Source organism: Microbacterium sp. APC 3901, assembly GCF_030407765.1.
In the GTDB taxonomy this organism is placed as follows: Bacteria; Actinomycetota; Actinomycetes; order Actinomycetales; family Microbacteriaceae; genus Microbacterium.
Genome location: NZ_JASDCU010000018.1, coordinates 1 through 14798 on the forward strand (window position 1 = coordinate 1; position 14798 = coordinate 14798).

Here is a 14798-nt window from a genome sequence, read left to right on the forward strand (position 1 = left end):
AGGGACAGGGGCAGGGGGTCAGGCGTTGGCAGGGACGACGGATGCCGCGCGGTAGGCGCGCCAGCCGCCGAAGGCGGTGATGTCTCGTTCGGTGAGGTCGACGGATGCAGTGAAGCCGAGCACCGACGAGCCGTCGGAGAGCTCGATCTCGCCGAGCGCGAGAGGAGCGGCGATGCTGCGCAGCAGCGTCGACAGTGCGAGCGGCGACAGGCGCCACAGCTCTCCGGGAAGCTCGGCGCCCTCGGTGGTGCGGATGACCGCCGGTCGGTCGACCGCGCCCTCGACCAGCAGCATCCGGAACCTGTCCGAGGTGCGCACCTCGCCGACGAACCGGGCGCCGAGCGCCTGCAGCTGCGGGTTGAGCGGTTCGCCGCTGAGGTGCGCACCGAAGACGGCGACGTCGACGCCGGGGGTGCCGAGCGCGGCGTCCTGCTCCGACTCACCGAGAAGGCGGGCGGCGAGATCGAGCGCGACCTGGTCGTGGAACGTCGGCGTCACGATCGAGACCCCGAAGTGGCCCTCGCCTGCGACTTCACCCGTCGGCACGGCGACGGCGGCCATGTCCATGAGGTTCACGAAGTTCGTGAAGGTGCCGACGGTGCTGTTCACGCCGAGCGGATCGGCCACGACCTCGGCGACGGTCGGGTGGATCGGCGCGGTCGGGATGATCAGGGCATCCGTGCCGTCGAGGGCCTGCCGGGCGAGGAGCGTCGCGGCGGCGACGGCCTGCTGGGCGTCGATCACCGTCGTGCCGTCGATCTCTGCGGCGCCGGCGGCGATCGCGGCGACCGAGGGATCTGCCTCCTCCGGGTGTGCGGCGAGGAAGGCGCCGTACGACCAGGCCCGCTCGCTGACCAGGCCGCCGCCGTAGAGCAGCCGGGCGGTTGCCAGGAACGGAGAGATGTCGATCGTGCGGGTCTCGGCGCCCAGTGCCTCGAAGCGGGCGATCGTCTCGCCGAACGCCCTCAGGGCCGCCCGCGAGAGCGAGGCGAGGTCGGCGCGTCGGGGCACCGCGATCACCGGTCGCGGCGGGGCCGCCTGCGGGGCGTCGAGTGCCCACGGCCTGCTCTTCGGGTCGGTCGTCGACGGACCGGCGACGACCGACATCACCCGCGCGGCGAGGCCGGTGGTGCGGGTGAAGACCGAGACGGTGTCGTATGAGGGAGAGGCGGGGAGCACCCCGTCGAGAGGCAGCAGTCCGAGGGTGGGCTTCACGCCGAGGATGCCGTTGAAAGCGGCCGGAACCCGCCCCGAGCCCGCAGTGTCGGTGCCGAGCGAGAAGTCGACGAGGTCGTGCCCGACGGCAGCGCCGGATCCCGAACTCGATCCGCCGGACACCCGCTGGGGGTCGAGTGCGCTCGTGACGACGCCGTAGGGGCTGCGTGTTCCGACGAGTCCCGTGGCGAACTGATCCATGTTGGTCTTGCCGACGAGGATGGCGCCCGCGTCGAGCAGTCGTGTGACGACGGTCGCGGTCTTCGCCGGAACCCGGGCGAAGGCGGGGTGTGCGGCGGTGGTCGGGATGCCGGCCACGTCGATGTTGTCCTTGACGGCGAACGTCAGACCGGCGAGGGGGAGAGCTGCTCCCTTGGCGACGCGAGCGCGCACGCTCTCGGCATCCGCCTGGATCTCCGCGGCGTTGCGGCGGGTGATCCAGATGCTGGCGGGCGCGGCATCCAGTGCGGTCTCGAGGTCCGCGACGTCGGCGGAGACGGACTCGGAGGAGGAGAGGGAGATCATCGGTGCGGGTCCAATCCGTGGTTCATGTGGGAGATCTGCATGGCGCGGGCCGCGCGGGCCTCGACGATCGACTGCGACTGTCCGACGTGCGTACGCAGGAAGTCGCGGGCTTCGCGGAGGCGCCCGGTGAGCACGAGCTCGAGGATCTCGAGGTGCTCGGAGATGGTCGCGTCGACACGGTCCTGGGTGAGGTAGTCATGCATGCGGATCGGGCGGATGCGGCGGTTCACGCGCTCCAGCGCTCCGACCAGCTCGCGGTTGCCCGCGGCGCCCAGGAGTGCGAGGTGGAAGTGCTCGTCGGCGTCGACGAAACCAGGATCGGGGGTGATGCCGGCCTCGAGCCGGGAGATCCAGAGGTCCTGCTCGGCGGTGAGACGGGCCCGCTCATGCGTGATCGTCGGGTCGGCGATGGCGCGGTCGATGCCCTGCGACTCCAGCAGGATGCGCAGCTCGTAGAGGTCGGTGAACTCTTCGAGCGTGGGCATGTAGCGGTACAGCGCTCCGTCGCGCTTGACGAGGAGGCCGTCTGCTTCGAGCCGCGCCAGCGCGTCGCGCACCGGGGTGCGGGAGAGCTCGAAGCGCTCGGCGACGTTCTCCTCGGTGAAGCGGTGGAAGGGCGAGTACGCCGCGGTCAGCAGCTCGGCCCGCAGCTGCTCATAGACGCGGATGCGGGCGGGACGCCGGCGCTCGGAGCCCGGATCCTGCGATGTGGCCAATGATGTATCCATTGCTGGACATCGTTCGGTATCCATGTTTCGGCGGTGTATCTGGGCCGTACGCCCCGCGTTACGTTCTTCTCACATCCGAGGGAGTGGGTCCGCGGAGCGGCCGAGACGAAAGGCCCCCGCGGCCGACGTGTCGTGTCAGTCGACTTCGTCGTCTTCGCCCAACGACGTCTGGTCCGACGGACCGGTGGCGCTGCTCGACGAGATCAACGTCGACGAGTCGGATGCCGGCGCGATGCGCTTCTACGAACGGCACGGGTTCAGCAACGGTGACCCCGATACTGGTGAGAAGGCGTTCTGGTTCTACAGGTCGCTCGAGGCGGGGGACTAGCCCTGCACACCCGGTGGCTATTCTGACGCCATGGACCCTTTTCTCACTGTCATCCTCCTCTACGTCGGCGGTCTGCTCATCGGCCTGCTGATCCTGTGGCTCGTGATCTACACGGCTGTTCGATCTGCGCTGACGTCGCACCGCCAGGCGTTGGCAGAAGAGGCTCGACCGGCGCGGCCCTACGTCGGGCGCTGATCTCCGTGACCCTGACCCTGGATTCGATCCTCCGTAGCGCGGGGATCGATCCGACCGAGGCTATGGTGATTCGCCACGCCTATGTTCGCGAGCACGAAGACACTGGTCTCGTGGGGATCCACGCGGATTCGACCGACGCGGAGATCCTGTACTACACCGGCCGGCAGAGTGCGAAGCAGCGTGTGTTCCCAGTTGCGCCCCCAAAGGTGTGGGTTGTATTCGTGAGGGAAGGTGGCGATCGCGCGCGGCTCTGGTCGGTCGTAGAGAACCGGCGAGAGATCTCAAATGATGGAGCCGTCCGCACATTCGACCTCTCGGTGTCTGATCAGCTCGCTGACCTGAGGAACCGTCTTGTCATCGGGTGGCGCTCTCCTCGAACCTGGTGGATCAACGGCACCACCGCTGCCAAGTACCCGGTGATGGAGATCGCAGACGCCCAACCGGTTCCGTTCCCTGGATTCGACAGGCTCATTCTCGACTACCCGCAGCTACAAGCTGTCATGCGAGACCACCGGTACGCGTCGTGGCGGACGGCACTGGCATCGGTGATGGGCATCTACCTGATCACCGATACGCGCGATGGGCGCCAATACGTGGGCAAGGCTGACGGCGCAGAGAGCATTCGTCAGCGGTGGAACGTCTACGCGACGAACGGGCACGGCGGCAACGTCGAGCTTCGCACCCTTGACCCTTCGACCTTCCGGTACTCGCTCCTCCGAGTTTTCGATCCGGCTACGCCGGAGAGCAAGATCAACGAGGCGGAGGAGCACTACAAACGGGCGCTCGATTCTCGGACTTGGGGACTAAACAGAAACTGAACACCGCACCACCGTTGGTAGGCGAGTGTGGGCTCTACTTCAGAAGGTGAAACATGGATTGGGATGGAACGTGGCGAGAACCCCCTCAACTGCCGCGGTTGCGAGGCGACGAGGCCTTTCGCGGAATGAGTGGGAGCGTCCTGGATTTCTGGCGCTTCGCAATGTCGGATCTGCGAATGAACAACGCTCGGGGGTACTTCGCCGAGTACCTAGTGGGACGGGCCCTCGGCCTCGAAGTCGCTCGCGTGGAATGGGATGACTTCGATGTTCTATGGGGTGACGTCAAGATCGAGGTGAAGAGTTCTGCCTACTTGCAATCGTGGGCGCAGCGCCGCCCGTCAACGATCTCGTTCGGAGGGCTGCGCGGTCGACGGCTCGACATTGAAGCCGGGTATGTCGGCGAGCAGACGTGCAACGCCGACGTGTACGTGTTCGCATGGAACAGGCAGATTGATCCGGAGAAATACGATCCCCTCGATATCGGTGCGTGGGCTTTTCACGTTCTTCCACGTTCAGTGCTCGAAGAACTGGGCTACAAGTCCGTGGGCTTGGCGGCGCTGTCGCGCTATAGCAAGGAGATCGGATTCCATGATCTCCGTGAAGCGATCGCTGCCGCTGCAGCTCGATGATCCGAAGGACGGTTAGCGACTAGTCGCAGGCGACCCCGTCGCCGTCGCGGTCGAGGTCGTAAATGTCCGAGCCGACGACCTGCACTGGGCCCTGCACATATCCAGGTCCGTCTCCGCTGCCGCCTGCGCAGTCGACATCGCTGGAGATCGGCACGCACGCGCCGGTGTAGTTCGGGTCGCATCCGCCGCCGCCCTGCTGCACGAGCGGCACGGGTGCAGGCACGGGCGCTGGTGCCGGCACGGCAACCGGCGCGGGAGCCTTGCTTCCGATCGCCGTCACCTCGTTGACGGGCTGCACGGAGACCGCCTCGCCGACGACCTCGCGAGATACTTCCACACCATCGACCATGGTCACGCGGTACGTGATCACCTTCACGCCGTTCACGCCGGCGGCGACGAGCGCCGTCGTGCCTTGATCGAGCTGGGGGTCGTCGACGGTGGTCGCAGAGAACGGCACGGGCACCTCTTCGGTCGCCGTCTCGAACGTGGTCGGTGTGGGGGTCGGGCTGGGCGCCAGAGTCGCCGTCGCCACCGCCGCGAAATTCTGCGGTTCGGATGCCGTCGGGGTGCCTCCGCTGTTCGCACTCGCGATGCCGCCGCCCGTCACAAGCAGGGCAGCCATGCCCAGGGCGATCACGCCCGACATCCGCGACCGGAGACCCAGCGCGGGGAGAGGGCGAGCGACCATCACATAGAGGGCGATGCCGACCATCGCCGTGGCGACGAGGAGGATCGCGATCGGCGACAGTCTGGCGAGCACCCCGCCGACCACGAGCGCGCCGACGATGATCGCGGCGGTGCGCCACCCCGTCCGTCGCTTCGCCGCAACAGGTGTCGCGGGCGGGGCTGGTGTGGCCATCTGTGTCGTCGCGGCGGCAGCGGGCGACGGTGACGTGGCATCCGTCCAGCGATGGCCATCCCACCACCGCAGCTGATTCGGATTCTCCGGGTCTGGATGCCAGGAGGCAGGCGGCAGTGACATGAGAGTTCCCCTCGACAGTGAGGCGACGAATCGCCAGCGCCCCCAGAGCGCTGTGACCTGTATATCGGTTGCTGTCTTCGGGCGGCAACTCTCGAATCTGAAACGTGACAAAGCCTGCACGAGGAGCGGGCCGGGCGAGGGCGCCCGCCTCATTCACGCGCTACTTGCGCACCGCTCCGGGCCTGACGAGCACGCCCACGGTCGTGATCGTGCGCTCTACGGAGATTCCAAGGAGCACGGCGAGCGCGAAGAGCGCGAACTCTTCGATCGGCCTCGCAGCGGCATCGTGGATCAGTGGGGCGGACACTTGACCGCTGCCTGAGTAGGTGAAGACCTGAACGCCGTTGTCCCAATCCCATGTTGCGGGTGGCCCTGCCACGACCTGAGCAGCATCGGGGAGATTCAGCATCACGCGGGTGTCGATCACCGGGGCCTGGAGATATCCTTCGCCGACTCCGCCAGACACGTTCGACGGTCGAATGAACGGTGTCAGTACCGACCATCGAGCCCCTTGCTGTGAAACCCACGAGGTGGATCCGTCGTCCCAGACGAATCTCCGTGCCTCGCCGACTCCCAGATGAAAACGACACCCAGCGATTTCCGACCACTGTTCGCAGAACTTGTCGGGCTCGTCTGAGATTCCGCCCGTCCGGATCGTTCCAGGAGGGTCATCGACGGACTCACCAGAGATCCAGTTGGTAGCTGTGATGCGCCCCGACAGCGAAAAGTCGACGTCGACGTTGACGTCGTCGTCGCCGACATTTCGGATGAGCACCGCCTTGAAGGTGGGCTTCTCGGTGAGGGTCAGTGACAAGTGTGCGCCGAGCCCGGGAGAATTGAACATGATCGTTCCGGGGGAAGGCACCGTCGGAGGCCCGGAGAGCAGCCACCATGCAGCTGCGCAAATCACCAACGTCACCGCGCCCCACATGGCGGTGGGAAGCCAGAGAGGCTTTCGACCGGGAGTTGAGGCGGGCTTGCTGCCAATTGAGATCACAAGGCCATGATGCTGTACAGCACCACTGGCGAGGTCGTCTTTGTCAGGGTTTTTCCCATGGTCGCCGCGCATATCGAGGTCCTGAACGCATGCGCCGACCACACTCGCTGTGGCCACCTCGGCCGCGGATAGGTGTCGCCCGACGACGGCCCGACAGTACTCTGAGTCCCACCCGCACCACCCGCACGCATCGAAGGAGATCGGCGAGATGAGACCACTGCGCTACTCGATCAATGTCACGCTCGACGGCTGTGTGCATCACGAGGCGGGGGTCGCTCCCGATGAGGAGCTGATGGGCTTCTGGACTGCCGAGATGGAGCGGGCGGATGCCGTGATCTACGGCCGAACGACCTACGAGATGATGCAGTCGGCCTGGCGTCGCCCGGCATCCGGTCAGTGGCCCGACTGGATGAGCGAGTGGGAGATCCCGTTCGCCGAGGCCATCGACCGCGTGCCGAAGCACGTCGTGTCGAGCACGCTGAGCTCGGTCGGCTGGAACGCCGAGCTCATCCGAGGCGATCTGGCCCAGGCGGTGCAGCAGCTCAAGCAGCAGCCCGGCGAAGGGCTATCCGTTGGCGGGGTGACTCTTCCTCTCGCGCTCGCCGAGTTGGGACTCATCGACGAGTACACATTCGTCGTGCATCCGATCATCGCCGGGCACGGGCCGAGGCTGCTTGACGGACTGAGCGAGCTCACCCGGCTAGAGCTCGTCGACCGCCGTGAGTTCGGTTCGGGAGCGGTCGCGAACCGCTATGGTCCAGTGCCCGCCGCCTGACTGCGGCGATATCTGCCGGCACCGATCCATCCGGCGACCCCCAGCAGCGGTCCGGCGGCTAGCTAAGCCAGTGGGTTGCCGAGAGCCCGGATCGCCCGCACCGGACCGAGCGACTCCTCGATCGCGGGCACGGCCCACTCGTCGACCCGGGCCTGATAGCGGGCCACAGCGGAGTCGATGTCGGGGTGGGCAGTGAGGGCTTCGGCGAGTGCGCCGGCCGAGCGGATGGCGGTCGACCCGGCGCGTCCGCCGGTGGGAGGCATCGCGTGCACTGCATCACCGATCGCGGTGATGCGGCCGGGAGTCCACAGAAAGCGCGGCGCCTTCGGGTCGGCGGCGCGGAACGAGAAAGCGGCAGTGCGGTCGGGATCGGAGTCGCGGATCACTCCCGGCATCCACGGAGTCCAGCGGTCCACGAGGGCGGATGCCGTCGCGACGAGTTCGGCTGAGGATGCCGTCTGCACCGCACCGATGGCGTCGCGCCGGGCGATCAGACCCCACACGAGTGACGGCGGGCCGACGGCATCCGCGAGTTCGGGTGAGATGCCGCGCAGCCCGCGCGACGTCAGCGAGAGGAACATGCCGACGCCGTGGCGGTCAACGGCCAGGGCGGGACCCCGCAGCAGGTAGCGCGGGAACCGGGTGTGCCGGGTCAGCGGTGTCGACCCGGCGATGCCGACCAGGCCGGTGTCCGCGCTTGTCTCAGGGGCGATCGAGCGCAGAGTCGCCGAGCGGGCACCATCGGCCGCGACGACCAGGTCGGCCTCGATGCGCGAGCCGTCCGCGAGAGTGACACTCGCCCCGCTGTCGTGGGCTTCAGCCGAGGTCACGGTCGACGAGAACCGCAGGCGCTCGCCGAGGTCTTCGCTGAGGATCTGCCGCAGCGCGCGACGCTGGCACAGCATCCGGTCTTGTCCCGCCGGCTCTGGCGCCACGACGATCGGTCGCAGGCGCGAGTCGGCGATCGTGAACTGCGAGAACGTCTCAGGGCCGTCGGAGACCGAGCGGATGCGGTCGACCAGTCGCCCCGGAATGTGCCGCTCGATCACGGCGACCGCCTCGGGAGTGAGCGCGATGCGGTAGCCGCCGGTGTCGGCCGGGTTCGCATCGCGGTCGAGCACGATCACCTCGGCGTGGTCGCGCAGTGCCTGGGCGAGCACGAGTCCGCCGAGACCGGCCCCGCTCACCACGATGCGCATGAGTCCAGCTTGGCGGAAGCACGCCGCGAAGTCACCGGTCTCCGGTCGTCGAGCGATGCGCGGAGCCCCGAGGTGGAACGTGGCGACCAGTAGCCTGTCCTAGTGCCCCGTCCCCGAAGTGAAGCCGCGCGCCAGTCTGTGCTCGAGGCGATGCGCGAAGCCGTCATCGCCGGCACCTACGAAGCGGTGACCATCGAGGGACTCGCTGAGACAGCCGCAGTCTCCAAGCAGACGATCTATCGCTGGTGGCCGTCGAAGGCGGCGATCCTCGGCGAGGCACTGCTCGAGGGAGATTTGCCCGGAGCCGACCCCGCCGTCGCGATGAGCGACGACATCCGGGCTGACCTGCACGCCTGGTTCTCGGCGATGTCCGCCGGGCTCGCGAGGCCCGAGGGCGTCGCACTCGCCCGGGCTCTGATCGCGGTGACCGCCACCGACCACGAACTCGGGCTCGCACTAAACGAGCGGCTCGCGGCACCGATCCGCTCGTGGGTCGCCGAGCGGATCGCGCGCGGACAGTCGGCCGGCGAGATCCGGGCCGACGTGGATGCTGACGCCATCGCCGACCAGCTCATCGCCATGGCGTCATATGCGGCGCTCATCGGTCAGCCCTTGAGCGCAGAGCGCGTCGAGGAGACGGTGACGCGGCTGCTGCGAGGCATCGCTCGGTAGGCACGTCTGGCTGGGTGAGGCCGACGGTGGATACCCTTGCGACGGACACTCACCGCTGAGGACTGGAGCAGAGAATGGTCATCGCTGACATCACGGTCGTTCCGGTGCCGACGGAACGCAAGGCCGCATACCTGGACTTCTCGAAGCGGATGGCGGAGGTCTACCGCGACCACGGTGCGATCAGCGTCGTCGACTACTGGCAGTCGAGCGCGTCAGCTGACCCGAGTGACTTCCACGCAGACGGGACGTCATACGAATCGGGCGAGCTCAAGAGCATCGCCGACCTCGCGGGCGCGAGCCCCGGGGAGTCTGTCGTGGTCACGGTGACGACCTGGCCGTCGCTCGAGGTACGCGACCGCGGAACCGCTGCCGTCACGAGCGATCCTCGCGTCCTCGAGACGCTCGACGAAGAGCCGGTATTCGACGGAGGTCGCGTGGTCGGCGACAGCTTCGAGATCGCGATGAGGGTTCAGCAGGAAGAGTGACGGGCGCCGGTTACGGGGTGCAGTAGCCGAGCATCGCGTCGGTCGCTGCGTGCATCTCTGTCGTCGCCGCATCCAGGCCCGTCATGTCGCCGCCGATGGCCTTCTCGCCCTCGGCGGCGAATGCGTCGATGCTCGTCGTCCACGAGTCGCGGAGGGTGACGAACTCCTCGGGCCCGTCGACACCCCGGATGCTCTCGGCGACACTCTTGACCTCGTCGAGCGCTGCCTGCGCGGCCTCGGGAGTCGGCGAGCTCACGCTGGAGATCACACCCGTCACCTGCGCAGTTTGCCCGATCGGAGGCCAATCACCAGGAGCGCTCAAAACGTGCACTGATTGCGGGCGCTTCGTCTCGCTCGGCTTCGCCGGGCTCGCTCAACGAACGAGGGGTCGCTCACGCCAAGAGATCCCCCGCCCAGCGATCCGCCGCCCGGCCTCCTCCGCCGCGACCGGCTCCCCGACATCCGCCCCAACCTCGAGCCCGACAACTGAGTGCACGATGGTCCCGTCGTACACGTGCACGAGGTTGTACCCCTGCGCAGCATCCTGCCCACGCGTAGCTCCAACCGGCTGAGCCAGATCCTGCCCATACGCACTCGATGACGCCGCCGCCACCGGAATCCCCGCGAAGGTCCCGAACGACGGGTGATGCACGTGCCCCGACAGGATCCCCCGCACATCCGACCCTTTCAGCACCGCAGCCAGCGCCGCCTGCTCCCGCAGCTCCACCGTCACCGCAAGATCGAGCACCGTCGGCAGCGGGGGGTGATGGATCAGCAGCAGCGAACCCTCCGGCGCGGGCGTAGCCAGCTCCGCCGCCAACCAAGACAGCTGTTCTTCATCCACCCGCCCCCAGTGCTGCCCGGGAACCGTCGAATCCAACACGATCACCCGCATCCCGCCGAACCAGCGCACCTCGACCACAGCATCCGAAGCGCCGCCCGCAAGCCCCAACTCCGCCCGCATCGCCCCACGCTCGTCGTGGTTCCCCATGGCCCAGACCACGTCACACCCCAGCGCCTCAACCGCCGGCGCCACCACCTCCCGCAACCGCCGATACGACGACGCGTCTCCGCGATCAGCCAGATCCCCCGTGAACAACAGAGCATCAGGGCGAAGCCCCGAAGACACCAACCGACACAACACAGACGACAGGTTCGCATCGGCATCCGCCCCGCTGCCGTACAGCGGCGAACGTTCACCGGGAAGGTGCGTATCGGAGATGTGCACGAAGGTGTGCGATGGGCGAGAGTGCTCGGTGAGGATCATTTCTCTTCCAGTGAGACGACGAACAAGTACAAGACAGAAGTCAGACGGCCGCGGCAGTCGACCCGGGCACGAGGGTTCCGACGAACGGCTGCCGCACGGTCTCGGAAGAATCCGAGTCAGCATCAGAACTCAGCAACCGCTGCATCGTCTCCACAGCCGCGGCCGCGACGGCCTCGACCGGAATGCGCAGAGTCGTCAGCCCCAGCAGATCGGCCCCAGGCAGGATGCCATCGCACCCCGTCACGCTCACATCTCCGGGCACAGACAACCCCGCAGAACGCAGAGCGCGCATGACCGCGAGCTGCCGATAGTCCGACGCGCACATCACCGCCGTGGCCCCATCCCGCACGGCATCGAGCGCCTCATCCACTCCATCGGTCGGCGCAGCGCCCGCAGACACCAGAGTCACGGAGGCCCCGCCGGCAACGAGTGTCGACTCCATCGCCGACGCACGAAGATGCTCCGCAAAAGACACATCCGGAGCGCCAGAAAGCACGACCACCTGCCGATGCCCCAGCGACAGCACATGCGAGGCCAGCAACTCGCCATGAGAGGGGTCGTCGTAGTGCGCGGTATGAATCCCCTCGGCAGTCTCGACCCGCCCCGCGCGCACGATCGGCACCTGGTCGGCGAATGGCTCGAGCTGCGCGGCCGTGATTCCACCGGTCGCGACGATGAGTCCGGCGACGCGCATGCCGAGCAGCCGGTGCAGCGCGTTGACCTGCTCGGCGCCCTGCACGTCGGCGCCGATCGTCACGGTCACGAGGTCGAGCCCACGCCTGTGGGCCTCATCCTGCAGGCGCGAGAACAGCAGACCGTACGCCGGGTTGCTCGCGTCGCGCAGCATCAGCCCGACAGTGCCGGTGCGGCCGGCGGCGAGCTCGGCGGCCATCGTGTTGCGCACGTATCCGAGGCGCTCGGCCTCGGCGAGGATGCGCTCCTGGGTCTCGGGAGCGAAGCGCCCCTCGCCCTTCAACGCCCGGGTCGCCGTGGCGCGGGAGACTCCGGCGGCCGCGGCCACGTCGCTGACCGTGACACGCAGCCCCGGTGCACCAGCATCCGACAACGAGCTCATGCGCGCGTCTTCCGAACCTTGCGGGGCGCTCCGGCGCGCGAACCTCGTCCATACACGAGATACATGGTGACACCCATGATGATCATCAGCAGCACTGTGTAGACGAACGTGATCGGCATCGCATCGAGATTGTTTTCGCCGCGCGTGCTCTCTTGAATCGCCACACCCAGCGGCTTGAACAGCGGGTGATAGAGGAAGATCGCCGCGTCGTAGTCATCGAGCAGGCTGTTGAAGTTCAGCGCCGTGATCGCCGCAGCCGTCGGCAGCACCAGCGGCACCAGCACCTTGCGGAACGTCGTCAGCGACTTCGCTCCGAGGATGCGCGAGGCGTCTTCGAGTGAATCGGGCACCGACGCGAACCCGGCCTTGAGCAGGCGCAGCGTGAACGGGATCTTCACGCAGATGTAGGCGATGAGCAGCAGGATCGGCGTGCCGGTGAGCACGAATCCACCCACGATCGCCCGCGGTTCGTCGAACGCGGTCACCAGGGCGAGCGCGATGAGCACGATCGGCAGGATCCACGGGATGTGCAGCACGTACTCGATCGCGGTGGTCAGCAGGTTGCGGTGCTTCTGCAGCATCCGCGCCACGAACAGCAGACCGCCGACCACGACGAGCGACGCGACGGCGCTGTAGACGACGCTGACGATGAACGGACGGATCGCCTCGGCGCTCGAGAACACGGTGATGTAGTTGTCGAGCGTGAAGCTGTCGAGGGTGATGGAGCCGGCGAGGATGCTGCGCGCATCGACGAACGAGAAGATCACGATCAGCACGACCGGGATCAGGTAGATCACCCACAGCAGGTACGCGATGACGTGCACGACGACGTTCGCGAACGGGTTGCGGATCCTCTGCTTCTGGATCGGGGTCGCCACCTTCGCGACCGAGAAGTAGACGCCTGACTTCTCGAAGCGGTTCATGATCGCGAGCAGGATGATCGTCGCGATGCCGAGCACGATCGCCAGCAGCGCGGCGATGTCGCGCGTGATGGGGCTGCGCGAGAGGTCGATGATCAGCGGCGCGACCGTCTGGAAGTCGGGCCCGCCGAGCACGAGCGGAGCGGTGAGCGCCCCGAGTCCGATGAGGAACGTCAGCACGGTGACGGCGAACAGCATCGGCTTCATCACCGGCAGCACGATGCGGCGGAGGATCGTCCACGTCGATGCGCCCATGAGCTTCGCCGCCTCGATCGACGCGTAGTCGACCTTGCCGAGGGATGACGAGAGGAACAGCATGTGGTTCGTCGTGGTCGCGAACGTCATCACGAAGACGACCGCGAAGTATCCCGAGAACCAGTCGCGGTCCATGTCGGGCCACCAGTTGACCATCATGTTCGTGAAGAACCCGAACCGGCCGTAGATGAAGTTGTAACCGGCGGCCAGCACGATGCCGCCGTAGATCAGGGTCGTGGCATAGCCGAGCCAGAGGATCTTCGCCCCGCGCACCTGGAAGTACTTCGTCACCAGCACGATGAAGACACCGACGACGTTGACCGTGATCGACAGCGTGACGGCCAGCAGGAAGCTGTTTCCGAGCGTCTTCAGCGCACGCTCGCTGCCGAACAGCTTCTCGACGGCACGGATGCTGAACTGCCCGTCGGGGAAGAACGTGACCCCGAGCAGGGCGGCGTTGGGAAGCACGAGGAACGCGGCGGCGAACCAGATCACGATGATGCCCGTGATCCAGGCGAGGGGTGAGCGGAGCATCGCCTTCACGCTGCCGGGGCGCCCTCTCTTGTTGAGCCGCGGTCCCGCCGTCTGACCCTCGACGACAGCTTCGGTCGTCAAGGAGCCGGCTTCTCCGGTCACGGCCGCTGAGGGCGGGACCGCGGGGTGTGAGGGGTTCTGGGGGGTCTGATCCGACATGTCACGCCGCCGGATACTGCAGGATCCAGCGCGGGTCCACGTCGACGCGCACCGCGTCGCCGGGGTTCCACTGGCGCGCGCTCGCCGCGGCGGGCACGCTGACGCGCAGCGCAGCATCCTCTGCCGTCACCGTGTAGACGCTGTGGCTGCCGTGGTACGTGCGATCGACGATCGTGCCAGCGAGCGACGCGGATGCCGTCGAGCTGTCGCCCGCCTCGGCGAGATGCAGCTTCTCGGGTCGCACGTAGCTCTCGGCCGTGGCGTCGAGTCCGCCGCCGAGGCTCGTGATCTGCGCCGGGCTGAGACGGTTGTTCTCGCCGATGAAGCGGCACACGAACGGCGTCGCGCTGCGGTCGTAGATCTCCTCGGGCGTGCCCACCTGCTGCAGCGTTCCGGCGTCGAGCACGGCGATGCGGTCGCTGAGCGTGAGCGCCTCTTCTTGGTCGTGCGTGACGTAGACCGTGGTCACGCCGACCTCGTGCTGCAGGTCTTTCAGCTGTTCACGCAGCTGCACGCGCAGCTTCGCGTCGAGGTTCGACAGCGGCTCGTCGAGCAGCAGGATGCTGGGGGTCAGCGCGAGCGCGCGGGCGATGGCCACACGCTGCTGCTGCCCGCCCGAGAGCTCCGACACGTTCTTCTCGAGCTGCGACGGCGCGAGGCCCGTGCGGTCGGCGATCTCGTCGACGCGGCGGCGCTGCTCGGCCTTCGATGCCTTCTGGATCGACAGCCCGAACGCGATGTTCTCGCGCACGTTCATGCTGGGGAAGAGAGCGTAGTTCTGGAACACCATCCCCACGCCGCGCTTCTCACTCGGCACGCGAGTGACGTCGCGGCCGTTGATGTGGATGCGACCGCCCGTCGGCTCGACGAACCCGGCGAGTGTGCGGAGGGCGGTGGTCTTGCCGCATCCAGACGGACCCAGGAGGGTGAAGAACTCACCCTCCTGGATCTCCAGATCGAGGTGCGAGACCGCGCGGTGATCGCCGAACGCGACCTCGACATCTTCGAAACGGATCATGGTGTCTTTCCGGTCAGTGCTG

17 protein-coding genes are annotated in these 14798 nt (G+C 67.2%); 7 read left to right on the forward strand and 10 right to left on the reverse strand.

The window, feature by feature from the left end:
• Positions 1–18: 18 nt before the first annotated feature.
• A complete protein-coding gene (gene atzF, locus QMA07_RS14990) occupies positions 19–1740 on the reverse strand; it encodes an allophanate hydrolase (protein WP_290163245.1) in 1722 nt (573 codons plus the stop codon).
• Positions 1737–2468 (reverse strand): GntR family transcriptional regulator, encoded by a 732-nt coding sequence (locus QMA07_RS14995; RefSeq protein WP_290163247.1) that lies wholly within the window; start codon positions 2466–2468, stop codon positions 1737–1739. The genes atzF and QMA07_RS14995 overlap by 4 nt, the downstream gene beginning before the upstream one ends.
• Positions 2469–2595: 127 nt before the next feature.
• Here QMA07_RS14995 and QMA07_RS15000 point away from each other — a divergent pair, with 127 nt between their 5' ends.
• From QMA07_RS15000 to QMA07_RS15015, 4 genes are all read left to right on the forward strand, one after another.
• Positions 2596–2796 (forward strand): hypothetical protein, encoded by a 201-nt coding sequence (locus QMA07_RS15000; RefSeq protein WP_290163249.1) that lies wholly within the window; start codon positions 2596–2598, stop codon positions 2794–2796.
• Positions 2797–2826: 30 nt separating this feature from the next.
• The gene (locus tag QMA07_RS15005; RefSeq protein ID WP_290163251.1) at positions 2827–2991 is read left to right on the forward strand and encodes a hypothetical protein; all 165 of its coding nucleotides are present in this window, start codon (positions 2827–2829) and stop codon (positions 2989–2991) included.
• 5 nt (positions 2992–2996) lie between these two features.
• Entirely contained in the window at positions 2997–3809 is an 813-nt protein-coding gene (locus QMA07_RS15010) for a GIY-YIG nuclease family protein (protein ID WP_290163253.1), read from the forward strand.
• 176 nt (positions 3810–3985) lie between these two features.
• Positions 3986–4438, forward strand: coding sequence for a hypothetical protein (locus QMA07_RS15015; protein WP_290163255.1), 453 nt, complete (start codon positions 3986–3988; stop codon positions 4436–4438).
• A gap of 19 nt (positions 4439–4457) precedes the next feature.
• Here the strand turns inward: QMA07_RS15015 and QMA07_RS15020 are convergent, their stop codons facing one another.
• Both QMA07_RS15020 and QMA07_RS15025 read right to left on the reverse strand, forming a co-directional pair.
• Positions 4458–5420, reverse strand: coding sequence for a G5 domain-containing protein (locus tag QMA07_RS15020; protein WP_290163258.1), 963 nt, complete (start codon positions 5418–5420; stop codon positions 4458–4460).
• A gap of 160 nt (positions 5421–5580) precedes the next feature.
• The gene (locus QMA07_RS15025; protein ID WP_290163260.1) at positions 5581–6534 is read right to left on the reverse strand and encodes a hypothetical protein; all 954 of its coding nucleotides are present in this window, start codon (positions 6532–6534) and stop codon (positions 5581–5583) included.
• Between the two features lie 91 nt (positions 6535–6625).
• Between QMA07_RS15025 and QMA07_RS15030 the strand changes: the two genes are divergently transcribed.
• Positions 6626–7192, forward strand: coding sequence for a dihydrofolate reductase family protein (locus QMA07_RS15030; protein WP_290163262.1), 567 nt, complete (start codon positions 6626–6628; stop codon positions 7190–7192).
• Positions 7193–7254: 62 nt separating this feature from the next.
• Here the strand turns inward: QMA07_RS15030 and QMA07_RS15035 are convergent, their stop codons facing one another.
• Positions 7255–8391, reverse strand: coding sequence for an NAD(P)/FAD-dependent oxidoreductase (locus tag QMA07_RS15035; RefSeq protein ID WP_290163263.1), 1137 nt, complete (start codon positions 8389–8391; stop codon positions 7255–7257).
• Between the two features lie 102 nt (positions 8392–8493).
• On the opposite strand from QMA07_RS15035, the gene QMA07_RS15040 reads away from it, so the two are divergent.
• Together QMA07_RS15040 and QMA07_RS15045 are read left to right on the forward strand one after the other, a co-directional pair.
• A complete protein-coding gene (locus QMA07_RS15040) occupies positions 8494–9063 on the forward strand; it encodes a TetR/AcrR family transcriptional regulator (protein WP_290163265.1) in 570 nt (189 codons plus the stop codon).
• Between the two features lie 74 nt (positions 9064–9137).
• The gene (locus tag QMA07_RS15045) at positions 9138–9548 is read left to right on the forward strand and encodes a DUF1428 family protein (protein ID WP_290163267.1); all 411 of its coding nucleotides are present in this window, start codon (positions 9138–9140) and stop codon (positions 9546–9548) included.
• Between the two features lie 10 nt (positions 9549–9558).
• On the opposite strand, the gene QMA07_RS15050 is transcribed toward QMA07_RS15045, so the two are convergent.
• From QMA07_RS15050 to QMA07_RS15070, 5 genes are all read right to left on the reverse strand, one after another.
• The gene (locus QMA07_RS15050) at positions 9559–9825 is read right to left on the reverse strand and encodes a hypothetical protein (RefSeq protein ID WP_290163268.1); all 267 of its coding nucleotides are present in this window, start codon (positions 9823–9825) and stop codon (positions 9559–9561) included.
• A gap of 96 nt (positions 9826–9921) precedes the next feature.
• Positions 9922–10815: a metallophosphoesterase gene (locus QMA07_RS15055; RefSeq protein ID WP_290163270.1), complete on the reverse strand. Its 894-nt coding sequence runs from the start codon at positions 10813–10815 to the stop codon at positions 9922–9924.
• Between the two features lie 40 nt (positions 10816–10855).
• Positions 10856–11890 (reverse strand): LacI family DNA-binding transcriptional regulator, encoded by a 1035-nt coding sequence (locus tag QMA07_RS15060; RefSeq protein ID WP_290163272.1) that lies wholly within the window; start codon positions 11888–11890, stop codon positions 10856–10858.
• The gene (locus QMA07_RS15065; protein ID WP_356763284.1) at positions 11887–13680 is read right to left on the reverse strand and encodes an iron ABC transporter permease; all 1794 of its coding nucleotides are present in this window, start codon (positions 13678–13680) and stop codon (positions 11887–11889) included. Before QMA07_RS15065 ends, QMA07_RS15060 begins: the two co-directional genes overlap by 4 nt.
• A gap of 79 nt (positions 13681–13759) precedes the next feature.
• Entirely contained in the window at positions 13760–14776 is a 1017-nt protein-coding gene (locus QMA07_RS15070) for an ABC transporter ATP-binding protein (protein WP_290163273.1), read from the reverse strand.
• Between the last annotated feature and the right edge of the window lie 22 nt (positions 14777–14798).

What these genes read in the sequence shown, in the direction of transcription:
- atzF (WP_290163245.1), bottom strand. Translation starts at nt 1,740, where the DNA reads ATGATCTCCCTCTCCTCCTCCGAGTCCGTCTCCGCCGACGTCGCGGAC.
- QMA07_RS15035 (WP_290163263.1), bottom strand. Translation starts at nt 8,391, where the DNA reads ATGCGCATCGTGGTGAGCGGGGCCGGTCTCGGCGGACTCGTGCTCGCC.
- QMA07_RS15015 (WP_290163255.1), top strand. Translation starts at nt 3,986, where the DNA reads ATGAACAACGCTCGGGGGTACTTCGCCGAGTACCTAGTGGGACGGGCC.
- QMA07_RS15020 (WP_290163258.1), bottom strand. Translation starts at nt 5,420, where the DNA reads ATGTCACTGCCGCCTGCCTCCTGGCATCCAGACCCGGAGAATCCGAAT.
- QMA07_RS15070 (WP_290163273.1), bottom strand. Translation starts at nt 14,776, where the DNA reads ATGATCCGTTTCGAAGATGTCGAGGTCGCGTTCGGCGATCACCGCGCG.
- QMA07_RS15060 (WP_290163272.1), bottom strand. Translation starts at nt 11,890, where the DNA reads ATGAGCTCGTTGTCGGATGCTGGTGCACCGGGGCTGCGTGTCACGGTC.
- QMA07_RS14995 (WP_290163247.1), bottom strand. Translation starts at nt 2,468, where the DNA reads ATGGATACATCATTGGCCACATCGCAGGATCCGGGCTCCGAGCGCCGG.
- QMA07_RS15055 (WP_290163270.1), bottom strand. Translation starts at nt 10,815, where the DNA reads ATGATCCTCACCGAGCACTCTCGCCCATCGCACACCTTCGTGCACATC.
- QMA07_RS15030 (WP_290163262.1), top strand. Translation starts at nt 6,626, where the DNA reads ATGAGACCACTGCGCTACTCGATCAATGTCACGCTCGACGGCTGTGTG.
- QMA07_RS15005 (WP_290163251.1), top strand. Translation starts at nt 2,827, where the DNA reads ATGGACCCTTTTCTCACTGTCATCCTCCTCTACGTCGGCGGTCTGCTC.
- QMA07_RS15045 (WP_290163267.1), top strand. Translation starts at nt 9,138, where the DNA reads ATGGTCATCGCTGACATCACGGTCGTTCCGGTGCCGACGGAACGCAAG.